14 protein-coding genes and 1 pseudogene are annotated in these 16,213 nt (G+C 71.5%); 13 read left to right on the top strand and 2 right to left on the bottom strand.

What is annotated here, in order from left to right:
* Positions 1–307 (top strand): annotated as a pseudogene (locus ABT324_RS32330) (DUF2231 domain-containing protein); the annotation flags it as partial.
* A 90-nt stretch (positions 308–397) separates the two neighbouring features.
* Here ABT324_RS32330 and ABT324_RS32325 read toward each other — a convergent pair.
* On the bottom strand, positions 398–1,285 hold the full coding sequence (locus tag ABT324_RS32325) for an alpha/beta hydrolase family protein (protein ID WP_351185332.1): 888 nt from the start codon (positions 1,283–1,285) through the stop codon (positions 398–400).
* Positions 1,286–1,469: 184 nt separating this feature from the next.
* Here ABT324_RS32325 and ABT324_RS32320 point away from each other — a divergent pair, with 184 nt between their 5' ends.
* The 3 genes from ABT324_RS32320 to ABT324_RS32310 all read left to right on the top strand — a co-directional run bounded on the left by ABT324_RS32320 (position 1,470) and on the right by ABT324_RS32310 (position 4,552).
* Complete coding sequence (locus tag ABT324_RS32320) at positions 1,470–2,078, top strand: TetR/AcrR family transcriptional regulator (protein WP_351185329.1); 609 nt, start codon at positions 1,470–1,472, stop codon at positions 2,076–2,078.
* Positions 2,079–2,174: 96 nt separating this feature from the next.
* Positions 2,175–3,542, top strand: a complete 1,368-nt coding sequence (locus ABT324_RS32315) for a cytochrome ubiquinol oxidase subunit I (RefSeq protein ID WP_351185326.1) — start codon at positions 2,175–2,177, stop codon at positions 3,540–3,542.
* Complete coding sequence (locus ABT324_RS32310) at positions 3,539–4,552, top strand: cytochrome d ubiquinol oxidase subunit II (RefSeq protein ID WP_351185323.1); 1,014 nt, start codon at positions 3,539–3,541, stop codon at positions 4,550–4,552. Before ABT324_RS32315 ends, ABT324_RS32310 begins: the two co-directional genes overlap by 4 nt.
* Before the next feature lie 4 nt (positions 4,553–4,556).
* Here the strand turns inward: ABT324_RS32310 and ABT324_RS32305 are convergent, their stop codons facing one another.
* Positions 4,557–5,426, bottom strand: coding sequence for a manganese catalase (locus ABT324_RS32305; protein WP_351185335.1), 870 nt, complete (start codon positions 5,424–5,426; stop codon positions 4,557–4,559).
* 305 nt (positions 5,427–5,731) lie between these two features.
* Here ABT324_RS32305 and ABT324_RS32300 point away from each other — a divergent pair, with 305 nt between their 5' ends.
* The 9 genes from ABT324_RS32300 to ABT324_RS32260 all read left to right on the top strand — a co-directional run bounded on the left by ABT324_RS32300 (position 5,732) and on the right by ABT324_RS32260 (position 16,070).
* A complete protein-coding gene (locus tag ABT324_RS32300; RefSeq protein WP_351185320.1) occupies positions 5,732–6,682 on the top strand; it encodes a formylglycine-generating enzyme family protein in 951 nt (316 codons plus the stop codon).
* Positions 6,683–6,749: 67 nt separating this feature from the next.
* Positions 6,750–7,337 carry a PadR family transcriptional regulator gene (locus ABT324_RS32295; RefSeq protein WP_351185317.1) on the top strand — a complete coding sequence of 196 codons (588 nt, stop codon included), beginning with the start codon at positions 6,750–6,752 and terminating at the stop codon, positions 7,335–7,337.
* An 87-nt stretch (positions 7,338–7,424) separates the two neighbouring features.
* Positions 7,425–8,450: a sulfatase-like hydrolase/transferase gene (locus tag ABT324_RS32290; RefSeq protein ID WP_351185314.1), complete on the top strand. Its 1,026-nt coding sequence runs from the start codon at positions 7,425–7,427 to the stop codon at positions 8,448–8,450.
* A gap of 40 nt (positions 8,451–8,490) precedes the next feature.
* Positions 8,491–9,339, top strand: a complete 849-nt coding sequence (locus ABT324_RS32285) for an SDR family oxidoreductase (RefSeq protein ID WP_351185312.1) — start codon at positions 8,491–8,493, stop codon at positions 9,337–9,339.
* A 63-nt stretch (positions 9,340–9,402) separates the two neighbouring features.
* Positions 9,403–10,590 carry an NADH:flavin oxidoreductase gene (locus ABT324_RS32280; RefSeq protein ID WP_351185309.1) on the top strand — a complete coding sequence of 396 codons (1,188 nt, stop codon included), beginning with the start codon at positions 9,403–9,405 and terminating at the stop codon, positions 10,588–10,590.
* A 156-nt stretch (positions 10,591–10,746) separates the two neighbouring features.
* A complete protein-coding gene (locus ABT324_RS32275; RefSeq protein ID WP_351185306.1) occupies positions 10,747–11,319 on the top strand; it encodes a PadR family transcriptional regulator in 573 nt (190 codons plus the stop codon).
* Between the two features lie 83 nt (positions 11,320–11,402).
* Complete coding sequence (locus ABT324_RS32270) at positions 11,403–13,202, top strand: sulfatase (RefSeq protein WP_351185303.1); 1,800 nt, start codon at positions 11,403–11,405, stop codon at positions 13,200–13,202.
* Between the two features lie 251 nt (positions 13,203–13,453).
* Positions 13,454–14,749 carry an MFS transporter gene (locus tag ABT324_RS32265; protein ID WP_351185300.1) on the top strand — a complete coding sequence of 432 codons (1,296 nt, stop codon included), beginning with the start codon at positions 13,454–13,456 and terminating at the stop codon, positions 14,747–14,749.
* A gap of 37 nt (positions 14,750–14,786) precedes the next feature.
* Positions 14,787–16,070, top strand: coding sequence for an alkyl sulfatase dimerization domain-containing protein (locus tag ABT324_RS32260; RefSeq protein ID WP_351185297.1), 1,284 nt, complete (start codon positions 14,787–14,789; stop codon positions 16,068–16,070).
* Positions 16,071–16,213: the final 143 nt, after the last annotated feature.

Below are 16,213 nucleotides of genomic sequence, written 5' to 3'. Positions count from 1 at the left end.
GCTGACCGCGCTCGGGCTGCTCGCCGTGCCACCGGCCGTCGCCGCGGGGCTGGTGGACTTCGCGCACCTCGACACCCCGCAACGGCGGGTAGGTGCCCTGCACGCCATGGCCAACGTGGTGTCGGCCGCCTTCTTCGGCGCTTCGCTGCGCTACCCGCCGGGTGCCCGCGCCGCGCTGGTGTGCACGACGCTGGGAACGCTCACCATCGCGGTCGGAGGCGCGCTCGGTGGGCACCTCTCCTACGCGCAGGAAGCAGGTGTCCAGCGGTGGCAACGTCCCGCGGAGGAGCCCGAAACCCCGGCCTGAGCAGCGCAGGCCGGGGTGTCGCTCGCATGACGGTGGGTTCGGGTCACCGACCCCGGCACCGGCCACGTCAGGACCGGTGCCGGTGGTGGCTCAGTACGGGCAGGTGGACTGGTAGTCCGAGATCTCCGGGTCCTGCGGGTGCGGGCACAGGAACTGGTCGTAGCGGGTGTCGTCGTCCAGGAACCGCTTGAGCCAGGCGATGCTGGACCTGGCGATCGTCGTGTTGCTGAAGTTGGGCGCGAAGTGGCTCGCCCCGGCCAGTTCCAGGTACGCCTTGCCCGGGTCATCGGGCAGGCTCTCGTAGAACGGCTTGGCGTGCCGGGCCACCGGTGCGATGGTGTCGCGCTCCGCGCCGATGACCAGGGTCGGGGCTCCCACGCCGGAGAAGTCCTTGGTGGTGTGCCACGGAGTCATCGGGATGACGGCCTTCAGCGCCGGGTTGTCCAGCGCGGCCTTGAGCGAGCCACCGCCACCCATCGAATGGCCCACCACACCCAACCGCGCCGGGTCGATGCGGTCCTTCACACTGCTCTCCTCGACGAGGTAGTCCAGCGAGGCCTGCAGCTGGCGGGCGCGGGAGTCGGGTTGGTCGACGGTGGTCAGGGTGTCGATGGTGAACACCACGAAGCCCTGCGAGGCCAGCCTCGGGCCGAGCCACGCGATCGAGCTCTGGGTGCCGGTGTAGCCGGGGGAGATGGACACCGCCGAGAACAGCCCGTCGGTGGTGTCGGTGGGGTAGTAGATCGTGCCGCCGCCGAAACCGGTTACCCGCAGGCGGGAAACGGTCTCCTCGTCGATGTCGAACGGGCCGCGCGGCGCGGTGATGCTCTCCTCGGTCGGGTCCGGGCCGTGCCAGTCGGTGGTTTCGGCGGCCTGCGCCAACGCGGTGCCGCCGGTGAGCAGGCCGAGCACGCCGGCCAAGGCGACCAGTGTTCGGCGGAGTCGGGGGACGGGGACGGTGGAACGCGTCAATTCCATGCTTCGCCCTTCGCGGGAGGCGCCCGGGAACCCGGGCGCGCCGGATGAGTCCTCGCTGAGCTCCCCGGGCCTCGTGGGCCTTCGGGACATGTCCTGCCCGGGAGCGGGGTTCCGGAACGTGATCGACCCTAAAGTATCTCTACCAAGTGGTCAATCAATTTCCCGCGGTGACTAGGCTGGCGGCATGGACGAACGGGTCGACGGCCGGAAGCTGCGGTTCCAGCACCGGCGCGGCGAGGTGCTCGCCGCCGCGACGGAACACGCCCTGGAGCAGGGCATCGATGGCCTGTCGCTGCGCAAGGTCGCCCAGTCGGTCGGCGTCAGCCACGCGACGCTCGTGCACCACTTCGGCTCCCGGGACCGGCTCGTCGCCGAGATCGTCGAGCGCGTGCTGGCCGACACGCTGTCGGTCCCGGACCTGCCGCGCGACGACCCCGACCCGCTGCGCAGCCTCTGGCGGCGGGCCACCAGCGAGCGCGGGCGGCGCCACGTGCGGCTGTTCGTCGCGATCACCGGCCACGCCATGTACGGGGACCCGGCGCTGGCCAAGGCGGTCGCGGCCTCGATGCGGCAGCGCACGGACCTGCTGGCTGAGGGCCTGGTCCGCTACGGCTGCCCGGAGCCGCAGGCGCAGCCGGTGGCGACGTCACTGCTCGCGGGCCTGCGAGGGTTGTTCGCGGACCTGCTCATCAGCGGCGACGAGCAGCGCGTCACCGCAGCCTTCGAAGACCTGGTCGCCGAGGTGGAGCGACGTGTGGCCGGGTGGGGCTCGGGAACCGACAAGCCCCGCTGAGCCCTGGGCCCCCACGGCGGCCCGAGGACGCCGTGTGCCGGGAGCAGGGAGCGGGAACCCCCTGCTTGACGTGCTTCGCGGTGGGGGGTGTTGCAGGTGGGCGGACTACCCGACCTGGTGCTCGCCGAGGCGGCCACCCCGTCGGACCTGGTGGCGGCACGGCTGCAGATGGCGTTGTCGCTGGGTTGGCACATCGTGATCGCCTGCTTCGGCGTGGGGATGCCCGCGATCACCGTGTTCGCCGAGTGGCGCGCGATCCGGCGAGGTGACCGCACCTACCTGGCGCTGGCGCACCGGTGGGCGCAGGCCATGGGCGTGCTGTTCGCCGTGGGCGCGGTGTCGGGCACCATCCTCAGCTTCGAGATGGGGGTGCTCTGGCCGGGGTTGATGGACACCTACGGCCAGGTCATCGGGCTGCCGTTCGCCCTGGAGGGCTTCGCCTTCTTCATCGAGGCGATCTTCCTCGGCATCTACCTCTACGGCTGGAACCGGCTGCCACCGCGGGTGCACGTGCTCACCGGCATCCCGGTCTGCCTGGCCGGGGTCGCGTCGGCGTTCTTCGTCGTCGCGGCCAACGCGTGGATGAACCAGCCGCGCGGCTTCGACCTCGACACCGGGCGGGTGGTGGGGGTCCGGCCCTGGGTGGCGATGTTCAACCCCGCTACGCCGCCGCAGACAGTGCACATGATCCTCGCGGCGTTCATGGTGGCCGGTTTCGGCATGGCGGCGGTGTACGCGGTGGCGATGCTGCGCGGTCGCCGGGACCGGTACCACCGGCTCGGCTTCCTGGTGCCGTTCACCGCGGCGGCCGCGCTGACCCCGGTGCAGATCGGCGTGGGGGACTGGGCGGCGAAGTTCCTGGCCACCAACCAGCCCGCGAAGCTGGCCGCGATCGAAGGCGTGTTCACCACCTCGCACGCGGTGCCGCTGCACATCGGAGGTGTCTACCGGGACGACGAGATGCGCTACGCGCTGGAGATCCCGTACGGGTTGTCGCTGCTGGCGCACTGGGACCCGCAGGCGTTGATCATCGGCCTGGACCGGTTCGCGCCCCAGGACCGGCCACCGGTGAACGTGGTGCACTGGTCGTTCCAGGTGATGGTGGTCATCGGGGTCCTGCTGCTGCTGTTGGGCCTCTGGTTGGCCCTGGCGTGGTGGCGTCGGCGCGACCTGCCCACCTCCCGCTGGTTCCTGCGGGGCGCGGCGGCGGCCGGTGCGGCGGCGGCCATCGCGCTGGAAGCCGGGTGGATCACGACCGAGGTCGGGCGGCAGCCCTGGATCGTGTGGGGTGTGCAGCGCACGGCCGACGCGGTCACCCCGGTGCCCGGCCTGGTGGTGGGGCTGCTCGTGGTCGGGCTGGTGTACGTCCTGCTCACCGTGACGACCGTCGCCGTGCTCCGGAGGCTGACCCGCGCCCCGCTCGCCCCGCAGGAAGCTCCAGGGCAGGAGCAGGAGGAGCCATGACCGCAGCGGACTGGACCATCGGCGTCATGTGGGTCGGCGTGACCGCTTACGTGCTGCTCGCGGGGGCGGACTTCGGAGCGGGTACCTGGGACCTGCTGGCCGGTGGCAGCCGACGTGGCGCGGAGCAGCGCGCGCTCATCGAGCACTCGATCGGGCCGGTGTGGGAGGCCAACCACGTCTGGTTGATCTTCGTGATCGTGCTCTGCTGGGCCGGGTTCCCCGGCGTGTTCGCCTCCGTGGCGTCAACGATGTACATCCCGCTGACGCTCGTCGCGCTCGGCATCATCGCCCGCGGTGCCGCGTTCGCCTTCCGCAAGGCCTCGACCGAGCTCGGGCACCGGCGAGCGTACGGCGCCTGCTTCGCGCTCTCCTCGGTGCTCACCCCGTTCTTCCTGGGCACCGTCGCCGGTGGCATCGCCTCCGGGCGCGTCCCCCTGGGCATCGCAGCGGGTGACCTGGTCACCAGTTGGCTCAACCCCACCTCGGTCCTGGCGGGGGCGCTGGCCGTCGGCACGACCGCCTACCTGGCAGCCGTGTACTTGTGCGCGGACGCGCGGCGGGAGGGCGCTGGGCCGCTGGCCGAGCAGTTCCGGGTCCGGGCCATCGCGACCGGCGTGGTCACCGGTGCGATCGCGCTGGCCGGGATCGCGGTCCTGCTGCTCGACGCGCCAGTCCTGTACCGCGGTCTGATCGGGCCAGGGCTCCCGCTGGTCGCGCTCTCGGCAGCCGCCGGCCTGGCTTCCGCCGTGCTGCTGCTGCGCCGCAACTACATCCCGGCCAGGCTTTCGGCCGCGGTGGCGGTCGCGGCGCTGCCCTGGGGGTGGGCCGTCGCCCAGTACCCGTTGGTCCTGCTCCCGAACACGACCATCGAGGCCACCGCCGCGCAGCCGAGCGTGCTGCACGCGGTGCTGGGGACGACGCTCGTCGGCGCGGCCGTGCTGCTGCCCTCGCTGCTGTGGATGTTCGCGTTCTTCCAGCGGGAGGACTCCGGCGGCAGGACACCGGGTTAGCGGCTCACTGCCCGGTGACGGTGCGCTTCGCCTTCTGCAGCATCGTCTCCTCGTTCCACGTGGTGGCGTAGAGGTGCTCGGGAGGGGTCGGGGCGCTGGCCGGACCGCCGAGCGGTTCGGGGCGTTCGAGGAAGCTGAACTCGTGCTGCCCGTCGGGCGTGGTGCCGCGCGCCCACCGGCCTTCCTGGGAGGTCTCGCCGTCGGAGAGGTGCCACAGCGTCGAGGCGTGCTCGCGGTACTCCTCGTCGAGGAGGGCGTTGGGCGCGATGGTGTCCTCCATACCGTCCTCCTTGAGCTGCTCGATGGCTGCCAGCCACTGGTTCTGGTGCATGGTGTCGCGGGCCAGGTTGAACTTCAGCATGTCCTTGACGCCCGGGTCGTCGGTCATGTGGTACAGCCGCGCGGTCTGCAGCCGTCCCTGCGACTCGGCGGTGACGTTGGCCCGGAAGTCCGCGAGCAGGTTGCCGCTGGCGACGATGTAGCGGCCGTTCCACGGGTAGCCGTTGGCGTCCGCCGGGAGCGGCCCGCCGCCGCCGACGATGGCCTGCTGCGGGTCCATCCCACCGATGACCGCCCCGAGCACCGGGTCGTTCTCCGCGGCCCGCGCGGTCATCTCCGACGGCGCTCCCTCGAGGAGGCGGGCGACCATGGTCGCGAGCATCTCCACGTGCCCGATCTCCTCGGTCGCGATGTCCATGATCATGTCCTTGTACTTGCCCTCGATGCGGCAGTTCCAGCCCTGGAACAAGTACTGCATGGTCACGGTCATCTCACCCCAAGCGCCCCCGATCAACTCCTGGAGCTTGTGCGCGTAAACCGGGTCGGGGCGCTCCGGCTTGGCTTCGAACTGAAGTCGCTTGGTGTGGTAGAACATCAAATCCTCCAGCAGCTCGCCGTCCGCCAAAGGCTCTCCCAGCGCAGTGCTGATCGCCAATTCGCGTCGCCTCATCGGGGTCCGCGTACCCCGGGCTGGCGGTGCCAGCGGTCTCGGCTTCGCGAGGACAGCTGCGGCGTCGTCCACGACGTCCCCGCCGGGATGCTCGGAGGTGCCGCGCACCGAGCAGAAGGGCACAACGTCCCCGACTGCGGTCGCAGTGGGTGCGCACCCGTGTGCCGAGCGCGGGCAGTTATGTACTTTGGAACATAGCCACGACCGACCTTCGCCCGGGAGGAGCCACCATGAGCGACCCCCGCTCCCCTTCGCACTGCTGCACGCCCCCGGCGGCCGGTGTCCACAGCGGAAGCCTCGCGCCCCCGGAACCCGGGCGCGTCGCCGATGTGGACGGCATGGTCCTGCTGCCCGGTGGCGCGTTCCTCATGGGAGCCGAGGACGCCGAGGGCTTCCCGGACGACGGGGAGGGGCTGGTGCGGGAGGTGCGGCTCGACCCGTTCCGCATCGACGCCTGCGCGGTCAGCAACGACCAGTTCGCGGACTTCGTCGCCGACACCGGGCACCGCACCGACGCCGAGCGCTTCGGCTGGTCGTACGTGTTCGCCGCGTTCCTGCCCGGGCACCTGCGGCGCGGCGCCCCGCGCCCGGAGCGCACCCCGTGGTGGTGCGGTGTCGAGGGCGCCACCTGGAACTGCCCGGAGGGCCCTGGGAGCACGGTCGAGGGCCGGGGCGACCACCCGGTGGTGCACGTGTCCTGGCGCGACGCGGCGGCGTACGCGGCGTGGGCGGGCAAGCGGCTGCCCACCGAAGCCGAGTGGGAGTACGCGGCCCGCGGTGGCCTGGAGCAGCGGCGCTACCCGTGGGGTGACGTGCTGGACCCCGACGGCGAGTACCGCTGCAACATCTTCCGCGGTGTCTTCCCGGTGAAGAACACGGCGGAGGACGGTTTCCGGGGGACCGCCCCCGTCGATGCCTTCCCGCCCAACGGGTTCGGCCTGCACAACATGTCGGGCAACGTGTGGGAGTGGTGCGCCGACTGGTGGGGCACCGAGCACGACCGGACTCGACCGCTGGTCAACCCGACCGGCCCGGCCGACGGCGCCGACAAGGTGATCCGCGGGGGCTCGCACATGTGCCACCACTCGTACTGCAACCGCTACCGCGTCGCGGCGCGCACGGCCAGCAGTCCGGACAGCACCAGCGGGCACACGGGCTTCCGCTGCGCCGCCCCGGCATGACGACCTTGACACGACCCGGCTCCGGGGTGAACATCGGAATAGGTTCTCGGGAACATAGGTGACGCGGATGCAGCTCGACTACGTGATCCTCGGGGCGCTGGCCCTGCGGCCGGTCTCCGGCTACGACCTGCGCCGGTGGATGGAGGGCTCCGGCCGCTACATCGGCTACGGGGTGCAACTGCCGCAGATCTACCGCCGCCTCGGCAAGTTGGTGGAGCGCGACTGGGTCAACTTCGAGGTCGACCCGCGCGAGGGGCGGCCCGACGCGAAGGTGTACCGGCTGACCGAGGACGGGCGCGCGGCGCTGCTGGAGTGGGCCCGATCGCCCTTCGAACCCTCGTCACGCCCCAAGGACCCGGAGTTCACCCTCCGCTTCGTCTTCGCCGGGCAGCTCGACCCCGAGATCGCCCTCGACCTGGTGACCACCGAGCTGGAGCACCGGCTCGAGCACGACCTGAACCCGGCCCACCTGCCACTCGTCCACTCCTACGAAACGCAGATCCCCGAACTGGACCCCACCTGGGCCCGCGAGGTCCACACCATGGCCTTCGAGCACGGGTACGCCTTCATCGCCTCCTACGTCGCCTGGCTCCAGACGACGAAGGCCCGCCTCGAGGCCAAGCTCGGCCGCATCCCCACCGAACCCACCGACTGACCTGCGCCAACCCACGGGCCCCCGCCAGGGGTGACCGCGCTGACGTGCACCCCGGGCGCACCAGCACCGAGCCCTGGAGTTCTCCGCATGCGCATCATCTACATCGACGTGGACACCCTCCGCGCCGACCACACCACCCCCTACGGCTACCACCGGCCCACCACGCCCAACCTGCAGCGGCTGGCGGACAAGTCCGTCACGTTCGACCGCTACTACTGCTCCGACTCGCCCTGCCTGCCCTCCCGAACGGCCCTGACCAGCGGCCAGTTCGGCATCAGCAACGGCGTCATCGGGCACTTCGGCCCGGCCGCCCAGTTCCGGCTCGACGCGGGCCACGGGCCCGAACCCGACCGCCCGCTGCTCGGCCAGCGGCTCGGCTGGGGTGGCTACTACACCGCGGCGATCTCGGTGTTCGCCGAGCGCCACCTCGCCTACTTCTTCCACGGCAACTTCCGCGAGTCGATCCGGGCTACCGACCGCTTCGGTGACGAGGAGGCGCCGGACGTCACCCGGGCGGCGATCGACTGGCTGCGGCGCCACGCCGACGAGGACGACTGGTACCTGCACCTGACCTACTGGGACCCGCACACCAACTACACCCAGCCCGCCGAGTGGACCGAGCGGATGGCCGCGTCCGGCCCGGTGCAGGCCTGGCCCGACGAGGAGACGATCGCCGCGCACGCCGAGTTCTACGGCCCGCGCAGCGCACTCGACCTGCACTACTCGCTCATGGGGGCGGGCACGTCCCCGGTCCCGCACAACATGCCCGACGCGATCCGCTCCCGCGCCGACTTCGGTGGCTGGTGGAGACCGCCGACGTCATCCCCCCGGACCGGGACGCGCGCATCCCCCACGTGGCGCTGCCCGGCCCCGGGAGCCGCTGAGGCGACCGGGCCCGACCGCACCGATCAGTGCTCACGAGGGAGTCCACCGTGGAGATCACCGTGCCGGAGCGGGCCTTCCAGGACTGGGAGGAGACCGGGGCGCCTGGACCACCATCCCGGGCCCCAACCGGATCGAGGCTGGGTGCAGCGTGACCGCCCTGCGGGTCTCGGCTGTCGTCCAGGTGGGCGGTTGACCGCGCGCGGGGATGTCCGGTGGGCTGCGACCTGAGGTCGCGCCCGCGCAGTGCTGGAGGCTGGAGGAGACGAGGATGGGCACCTACGCCGTTACTGGAGCCGCGTCGGGCATGGGGCGGACGACCGCGGACAAGCTCCGCGCCGCCGGGCACACCGTCATCGGGGTGGACCTAGCGGAGTCCGACGTGGTCGCCGACCTGTCGACCCCGCAGGGCCGCGGAGCTGCCGCCGACGGTGTGCTGGACGCGGCTGGCGGGCGGCTCGACGGCGCCGTCCTGGCAGCGGGTCTGGGGCCGCTGCCGGGCAAGGAGGCCACCATCGCCCAGGTCAACTACTTCGGCGCGGTCGAACTGCTGCGGGCGTGGCGACCTGCGCTGGCTGCGGCGGACCGGGCCAAGGTCGTGGTGTTCTCCAGCAACTCGACCAGCACCACCCCGCTGGTGCCGCGCCGCGTGGTCCGGGCGATGCTGGCGGGGGACGCGCAGAAGGCGGTGCGCGGTGTGCGCCTGTTCGGCAGGGCGGCGCCCGCGATGCTCTACGCCGGGTCGAAGATCGCGATCAGCCACTGGGTGCGCGAGCACGCGGTGCGGCCGGAGTGGGCCGGTGCCGGGATCCGGCTCAACGCCATCGCCCCCGGCGCGATCCTGACACCGCTGCTCGAATCCCAGCTGGCCGACCCGAACCAGGCCAGGGCGGTCAAGTCCTTCCCGGTACCGATCGGTGGCTTCGGGGACGCCTCGCAGCTCGGCGACTGGGTGGTGTTCATGCTCTCCGACGCCGCCGACTTCATGGTGGGCAGCGTCGTCTTCGTGGACGGTGGTTCCGACGCCTACTTCCGACCCGACGCCTGGCCGCGCCCCGTCCCGCTGCGCGGGCTCGCGCGGTACATCCGCCGAATGCGCTCCCACGCCCGGAGGCGGTGACAGCCGTACCCCGGTGTTCGCCGCGGCGCACCCCGCGCGCCCGGCACCTGACAGGAGGCCGACATGCCCGAGGATTCCGCTCCCGATGTGCTCGCTCCCGCGACCCTCGGGCCGGTCCGGTTGCGCAACCGGACCATCAAGGCGGCGACGTACGAGAACATGGCCCGCGGCGGCCTGGTCACCGACGCACTGGTCGACTTCCACGTCCGGCACGCCGCGGGCGGTGTCGGGATGACGACCGTGGCCTACTGCGCGGTCACCCCGGACGGTCGCACCGACGGTGAGCAGATCGTGTGGCGGCCCGAAGCGGCGGCGGGCCTGCGCCGCCTCACCGAGGCCGTGCACGACCAGGGGGCGGCGGTCTCCGCGCAGATCGGCCACTCCGGGCCGGTCGCGAACTCGGTCAAGACGGGTCTGCCCGCGCTCGGGCCGAGCAGGTCCCGCAGCCTGGTGTCCCTGCGCACGGTCAAGGCGGCCACGACCGCGGACCTCGACCGCGTCGTGCGGGCCCACGGCGACGCGGCCCGGATGGCCGCGGAGGTGGGGTTCGACGCGGTCGAAGTCCACCTGGGACACAACTACCTGGCGAGCTCGTTCCTGAGCCCGAAGCTGAACAAGCGCCGCGACTCCTACGGCGGCAGCCTGGCCAACCGGGCCCGGCTGGCGCTGCGGATCATGCGCGCGGTTCGGGAGGCGGTCGGCGACCGGATCGCCGTGCTGGCCAAGCTCAACATGGACGACGGCGTGCCCGGCGGGTTCTGGTTGGACGAGGCGGTGACCGTCGCGCGGTGGCTGGAGCGCGACGGCACCGTGGACGCCCTGGAGATGACCGTCGGGAGTTCGCTGCTCAACCCGATGTACCTGTTCAAGGGGGACGCGCCGGTGCGGGAGTTCGCGGCGGTGATGCCGGAACCGCTGCACACCGGGGTGAAGCTCGTCGGCAACCGCTTCATCCGCGAGTACCCCTACCAGGACGGCTACCTGCTCGACGACGCGCGGCAGGTCCGGGCGGCGGTGGACCTGCCGATGGTGCTGCTCGGCGGGATCACCAACCGCCCCACGATGGACGCGGCGATGCGGGAGGGCTTCCAGTTCGTCGCGATGGGCCGCGCGCTGCTGCGCGAACCCGACCTGATCAACCGGGTCGCGGCCGACCCCGGCACCCGATCGCTGTGCAACCACAACAACAAGTGCATGGTCACCACCTTCACCGGCACCCGCTGCGTCCTCGCGCCGAGCGCCGACAGCTGAGGAGCAGGAGCGCCGGAAACCGTTGTGCCGTCGTGGTGTCCATAGTGGATCGCGAGACGCGCGGCGGGGGACCGGGAGAAAGCGACCCATTCCACTAGTGCCATGGTCCTGGTAGGGTGCTGGTGGATGGTCCGCCTCCGTCGAGGGAGATCGCGGATGAAGTTGGAACACCTGTTGCTCGGCGTGCTGGGCATGCGCCCGTCCACCGGGTACGACCTGAAGAAGTTCTTCGACACCAGCGGCCGGTACCTGCGGTCGAACACCCAGATGAGCCAGGTCTACCGGGTCCTGCACCGGATGGCCGACCAGGGCTGGGTCACCTACGACGTCGAGCCGCGCCAAGGTGCCCAGGACGCGAAGACCTACCGGGTGACCCCGGAGGGCATGACCGTCTTCCTCGACTGGCTCACCGGCCCCTACCTGCCGCCGTTCCGGGCCCGGGACCCCGAGTTCACCGCGCGGCTCAGCTTCTGCGGGTTCATGACCGAGGAGCAGCTCCTCCGGATCGTCGACGCCGAGCTGGCCGCCCGCCGCGACCAGCTCATCCAGCTCCACGACCACGAGCGGACGATCGTGTCCGAAGCCGGGTACTCGTTCGACGTGGAGCTGGCGGTCGCGGTCACCGGGCGGTTGGCCGAGTGGGGGAGCGACGACGTCGAGCGGCACATCCAGCGCCTGGAGCGGCTGCGCGAGGACATCCTCGCCGGGCGGCTGCGGAACCAGGCGTGACCAGAGCGAGGACAACCGCCTCCGGTGGGACGCGCACCGCCGGACGTGCACCTGTGTGAAACCCGAGCGAGAGGAGGCGTGCCATGCGTGCCATCGTGGTCATGTTCGACACGCTGAACCGGCGATTCCTGCCGCCCTACGGCGGAACCGGCGTCCACGCGCCCAACTTCGAGCGGCTCCAGCAGCGGACGGCGACCTTCGACAACTGCTACGGCGGCAGCATGCCGTGCATGCCCGCGAGGCGCGAGATGCACACCGGGCGGTACAACTTCCTGCACCGCTCGTGGGGTCCGCTGGAACCGTTCGACGACTCGGTGCCCGCCATGCTCTCCGCCGCTGGCGTGCACACCCACCTGGCCACCGACCACTACCACTACTGGGAGGACGGCGGCGCGACCTACCACAACCGGTTCGACACCTACGAGCTGTTCCGGGGCCAGGAGGGCGACCGGTGGAAGGGGCAGGTCGCCGATCCGGAGATGCCGCGCAGCACGCTCGGCCGGGCGGGGTCCCCGGACTGGCGGCAGGACTGGGTCAACCGGCAGCACATGCCGACCGCCGAGACCCACTCCCAGACCCGCACCGTCGACGCCGGGCTGGAGTTCATCGAGACCAACCGCGGCAGCGACCACTGGTTCCTGCAGATCGAGTGCTTCGACCCCCACGAACCGTTCTTCAGCTACCCCGAGCACCGCGCCCACTACGTGCACGAGTACCACGGCGAGCACTTCGACTGGCCCGCCTACGGGCGCGTCGTCGAGGACGAGCGGACCGCAGCCCACCTGCGTGCCGAGTACCTCTCGCTGCTGACGATGTGCGACGGGTCGCTGGGGCGGGTGCTGGACGCGATGGACGCCCACGACCTGTGGGACGACACCATGCTGATCGTCTGCACCGACCACGGCCTGCTGCTCGGCGAGCACGGGTGGTGGGGCAAGTCGGTGCAGCCGTGGTACGACGAGAACATCCACACCCCACTGTTCGTCTGGGACCCGCGCAGCGGGGTCCGCGGCGAGCGCCGGTCGAGCCTCGTGCAGACCGTCGACTTCGGGCCGACGCTGCTGGAGTTCTTCGGTGTCGAGCGGACCCCCGACATGCGGGGCGTGCCGCTGGCCGACACCGTTGCCGCCGACCGCCCGGTGCGGGAGGCCGGTCTGTTCGGCAACCACGGCGGTCACGTCAACGTGACCGACGGCCGCTACGTCTACATGCGCGCCTGCGCGTCGCCGTCGAACCGGCCGCTGGCGGAGTTCACCCTGATGCCGGTGCACATGACGGCCCGGTTCTCGCCGGACGAGCTCCGCGGCGCGGAACTGGCGGAGCCGTTCTCCTTCACCAAGGGCGTGCCGGTGCTGAGCGTGCCCGGCATGGGATGGGGGAACCCGCACCACTTCGGGACCCTGCTGTTCGACCTCGAAGAAGACCCGGAGCAGCACAACCCCCTGGTGGACGACGAGCTCGAACTGCGCATGGCCGAGCTGATGGTGGAGCTGATGCGGGAGAACGACGCCCCCGCCAGCCAGTTCGAGCGGATGGGGCTGCCGCGAACCGGGCCGGTGGGGCCTGAGCACCTGCTGGCCCGGGCGCAGCAGGAGCAGGTGGCCGGGTCGTCGGCCCCGCTGCCGCCCCCCTCGGACTTCCGCTCGGACGGGCTCGGCGTCCTGAGCGAGCTCGGCCAGCTGCTGGACGATCCGCGCGGACGCCAGGTGGTCGAAGCGCACCTGCCGCTGCTGGCGCACGAGAGCTTCCGGCCGAAGATCGCGCACCTCTCGCCCTACCGGCTCGCGGTCACCACGCCCACCATCAGCGTGGAACTGCTGCACGCGATCGAGGCCGACCTCGCTGCCGAGCCGGACCGTACCGCGGCCTCGGGCACGGGCTGACCGCGGTTGCGGTAGCACCCGGCCGCGTGGTGGAACGCTGCCTGCTTGGCCAGGCAGTGGTGTGGGCTCCGCTGCTTCAGCGGCTAGTCACGCGAACCCGCGGATGACGCGGGAAGGCAGCGCTACCGAGGTCCTTCGCGGGCACTCGGCGGACCTGTCCTGATGCACCAGCCATCCCCCGCTGGGCGCACGTGCCCCAGCGAATGGCTGGCGAACTCGCCGCACCTCTCCCACTCCCCGAGGAGCGCCAGATGCCCACCGAAGCCCAACCACCACCCGGCAGGAGCACTGAGAAGTCTGAAGTGGACGGAGTCGGCCAGCCCCGGCGGTGGCGCCAACTCGCCCTGCTGAGCGGCCTGATCACCGCCGACAACTCCGAGACCAGGGTCGTCGACAGCCTCTTCCCGACGATGCGCACCGCGCTCGGCCTGCCGATGTCGGCGCTGGGCCTGGTCATCAGCCTGAGCAAGCTGGTCGGCGTGGTGTGCGCACCACTGTGGACGGCGGCGGCCAGCCGCTTCGGCCGCAAGGGCGTGCTGGTGTTCTGCTCGGGTGCCTGGGGCGTGTGGACGGCCGCCATCGGCCTGGCCCAGGACCAGGTCCAGCTGGTCGTCCTCTCCGTGATCGCCGCCGCGGGCATCTGCGGCGGCGGGCCGCTGATCAACGGCATCCTCGCCGACCTCTTCCCCGACCGCGAGCGGGGCAAGGCCACCGGGATGCTCTACGGGATCGTCGCGCTGTGCGTGGCCGTGATGGCTCCGCTGCTCGGGCAGCTCTCCCGCATCCCCGACGGTTGGCGCTACGGGTTCTTCGCCGCGGGGGCGCTCCAGGTCGTGTTCGGCGTCCTGGTCCTGCTGTTCTTCCGGGATCCCGGGGTGGGCGCCGCGGACGGCCCGAGCAGCCGTCCGGCCGCCCGCCGACCGGTCAACGCGGCCCGGCTGCGCGAGCTCCTGCGCATCCGCTCCTTCCAGGTCATCCTCGGGCAGCGCCTGATCAACGGGCAGATGGTCATCCAGGGGTTCGGGGCGGTCCTGCTGACCGACGCCTACGGCTTCAGCAACGCCACCGCGGTGTTCGTGCTGCCCGCCGCCGCGCTCGGGTACCTGGCGGGCAGCTTCCTCGGCGGTCTGCTCGGCGACCGGGCCCACGCCCGCAACCCCCGCACCGGCCGCGCCGCCCTGCTGTCGTCCACCACCGTGCTCTACGCCGTCGTCGCGTTCTTCGCGACCCAGATCGCCTGGCCCTCGATCGCGGTCTTCGCCGCCTTCTTCACCCTGGTCGGCCTCCTGCAGGGCTTCGCCCCCGGCATCAACCGGCCCATCGTGATGAGCGTGACGCCACCCGACCTGCGGGGCGCCGCGTTCGCGCTGATGTTCTCGGCCGAGGCGCTGGGGTGGAGCGCGGCCACCCTCGTCGTCGGATACCTCGCCGACGCGGTCGGCCTCCAGCAGGCGCTCCTGCACATGGTCGTGCTGGCCACCCTGGTCGGCGGCCTGCTGCTCACCCTCCTGATGCGCACCTACCCCCGCGACGCCACCACCAGCTGATCCCTGCCAACACCGCGATGGACGAAGGAGTGCACCGTTGACCGACACCCACGAGCACGAGAACCCGACGGAGAAGTGGCGGGACCCGGGGGACCGCGACCCGAGCGAGGCCAAGTTCTTCTGGACCGGCGGTCCGGTCGAGGTGGCCTCCGACAGCTGGTTCACCTCCCTCGGGTCGGGGGTCACCGCGTTCGCCACCGACGAGGGGCTGGTCCTGGTCGACTCCGGGACGAAGCTGTTCTCCCCGGACCTGGCCCGGTTGGTCCGCGAACGCACGGACCTGCCGGTGCACACGGCCATCTACACCCACGGCCACATCGACCACGCCTTCGGGTTGAGCGCCTTCCTGCACGAGGACCAGCCGGTGCCGCGCATCATCGGGCAGGCTGCGATGGCCGAGCGCTTCGCCCGGTACCAGCGCACCCCCGAGCACAACGCGGTCATCAACAGCCGCCAGTTCGGCGGACGGCCGGATGACCCGAACTTCGAGGGGCTCGAGCTGCGGTTCGGCGTCCCCGAGCACCCGCCGAACGTCCACTACCAGGACGCGCTGGAGCTGTCGGTCGGTGGCGTGCACTTCGAACTGCACGCGTGCCGGGGTGAGACCGACGACCACACCTGGGTTTTCGTCCCCGAACGCGGGGTGCTCTGCACGGGCGACCTGATCATCTGGGGCGTCCCGAACGCGGGGAACCCGCAGAAGGCCCAGCGGTTCCCGTGGGACTGGGCGAAGGGGTTGCGGGCCATGGCGGCCACCGGTGCCCGCACGCTGTGCCCGGGACACGGGGGTCCGATCGTCGACGACGCCCCGCTGGTGCGCCGGGTCCTGCACGAGACCGCCGACCTGCTGGAGCAGATCGTGGACCGCACGCTGGCGGTGCTGGAGGACGGCTCGCCACCCCACGTCGACGTGGTCCGCCGGGTCGAGCTGCCGCAGTCGGACTCGCCGTGGCTGCAGCCGGTCTACGACGAGGCGGAGTTCATCGTCCGCAACGTCATCCGCCACTACGGGGGCTGGTGGAGCGGTCGTCCCAGCGAGCTGAAACCGGCGCCGCGCCAGGACGTCGCGGAGCAGATCGCCGACCTCGCCGGGGGCGCTCAGGCGCTCGTGCAGCGGGCGGCCGCCCTCGCGGACACCGATGTGCGGCTGGCCTGCCACCTCGCCGACTTCGCGCTGGAGGCGGCCCCGTCCGACCCCGGTGTCGCCGCCGAGGTGGCCCGGATCTACGCGCTGCGCGCCGAGGGCGAACCGGGGTTGATGGCCACCAACCTCTACCGCTCCGCCGCTGCCTACGCCGAGGCCGGTCGGCCGTTCGCCTGACCGGCAGCGGAGACGCCGTGGTCCTGGTGCCCGTCCCCGTCCCCCGCGGGCGGGGGGGACCACAGGAGCGTGATGGCCAGCGCGGGGGCGCCCGATCGGTAGAGGGGGGGGTTGGGGTAGAGGTGGAATAGGTGGGGGTTGAT

The sequence above is a fragment of the Saccharopolyspora sp. NPDC000359 genome (assembly GCF_040300525.1).
In the GTDB taxonomy this organism is placed as follows: Bacteria; Actinomycetota; Actinomycetes; order Mycobacteriales; family Pseudonocardiaceae; genus Saccharopolyspora.
This window is presented reverse-complemented; position numbering and strand designations above follow the sequence as displayed.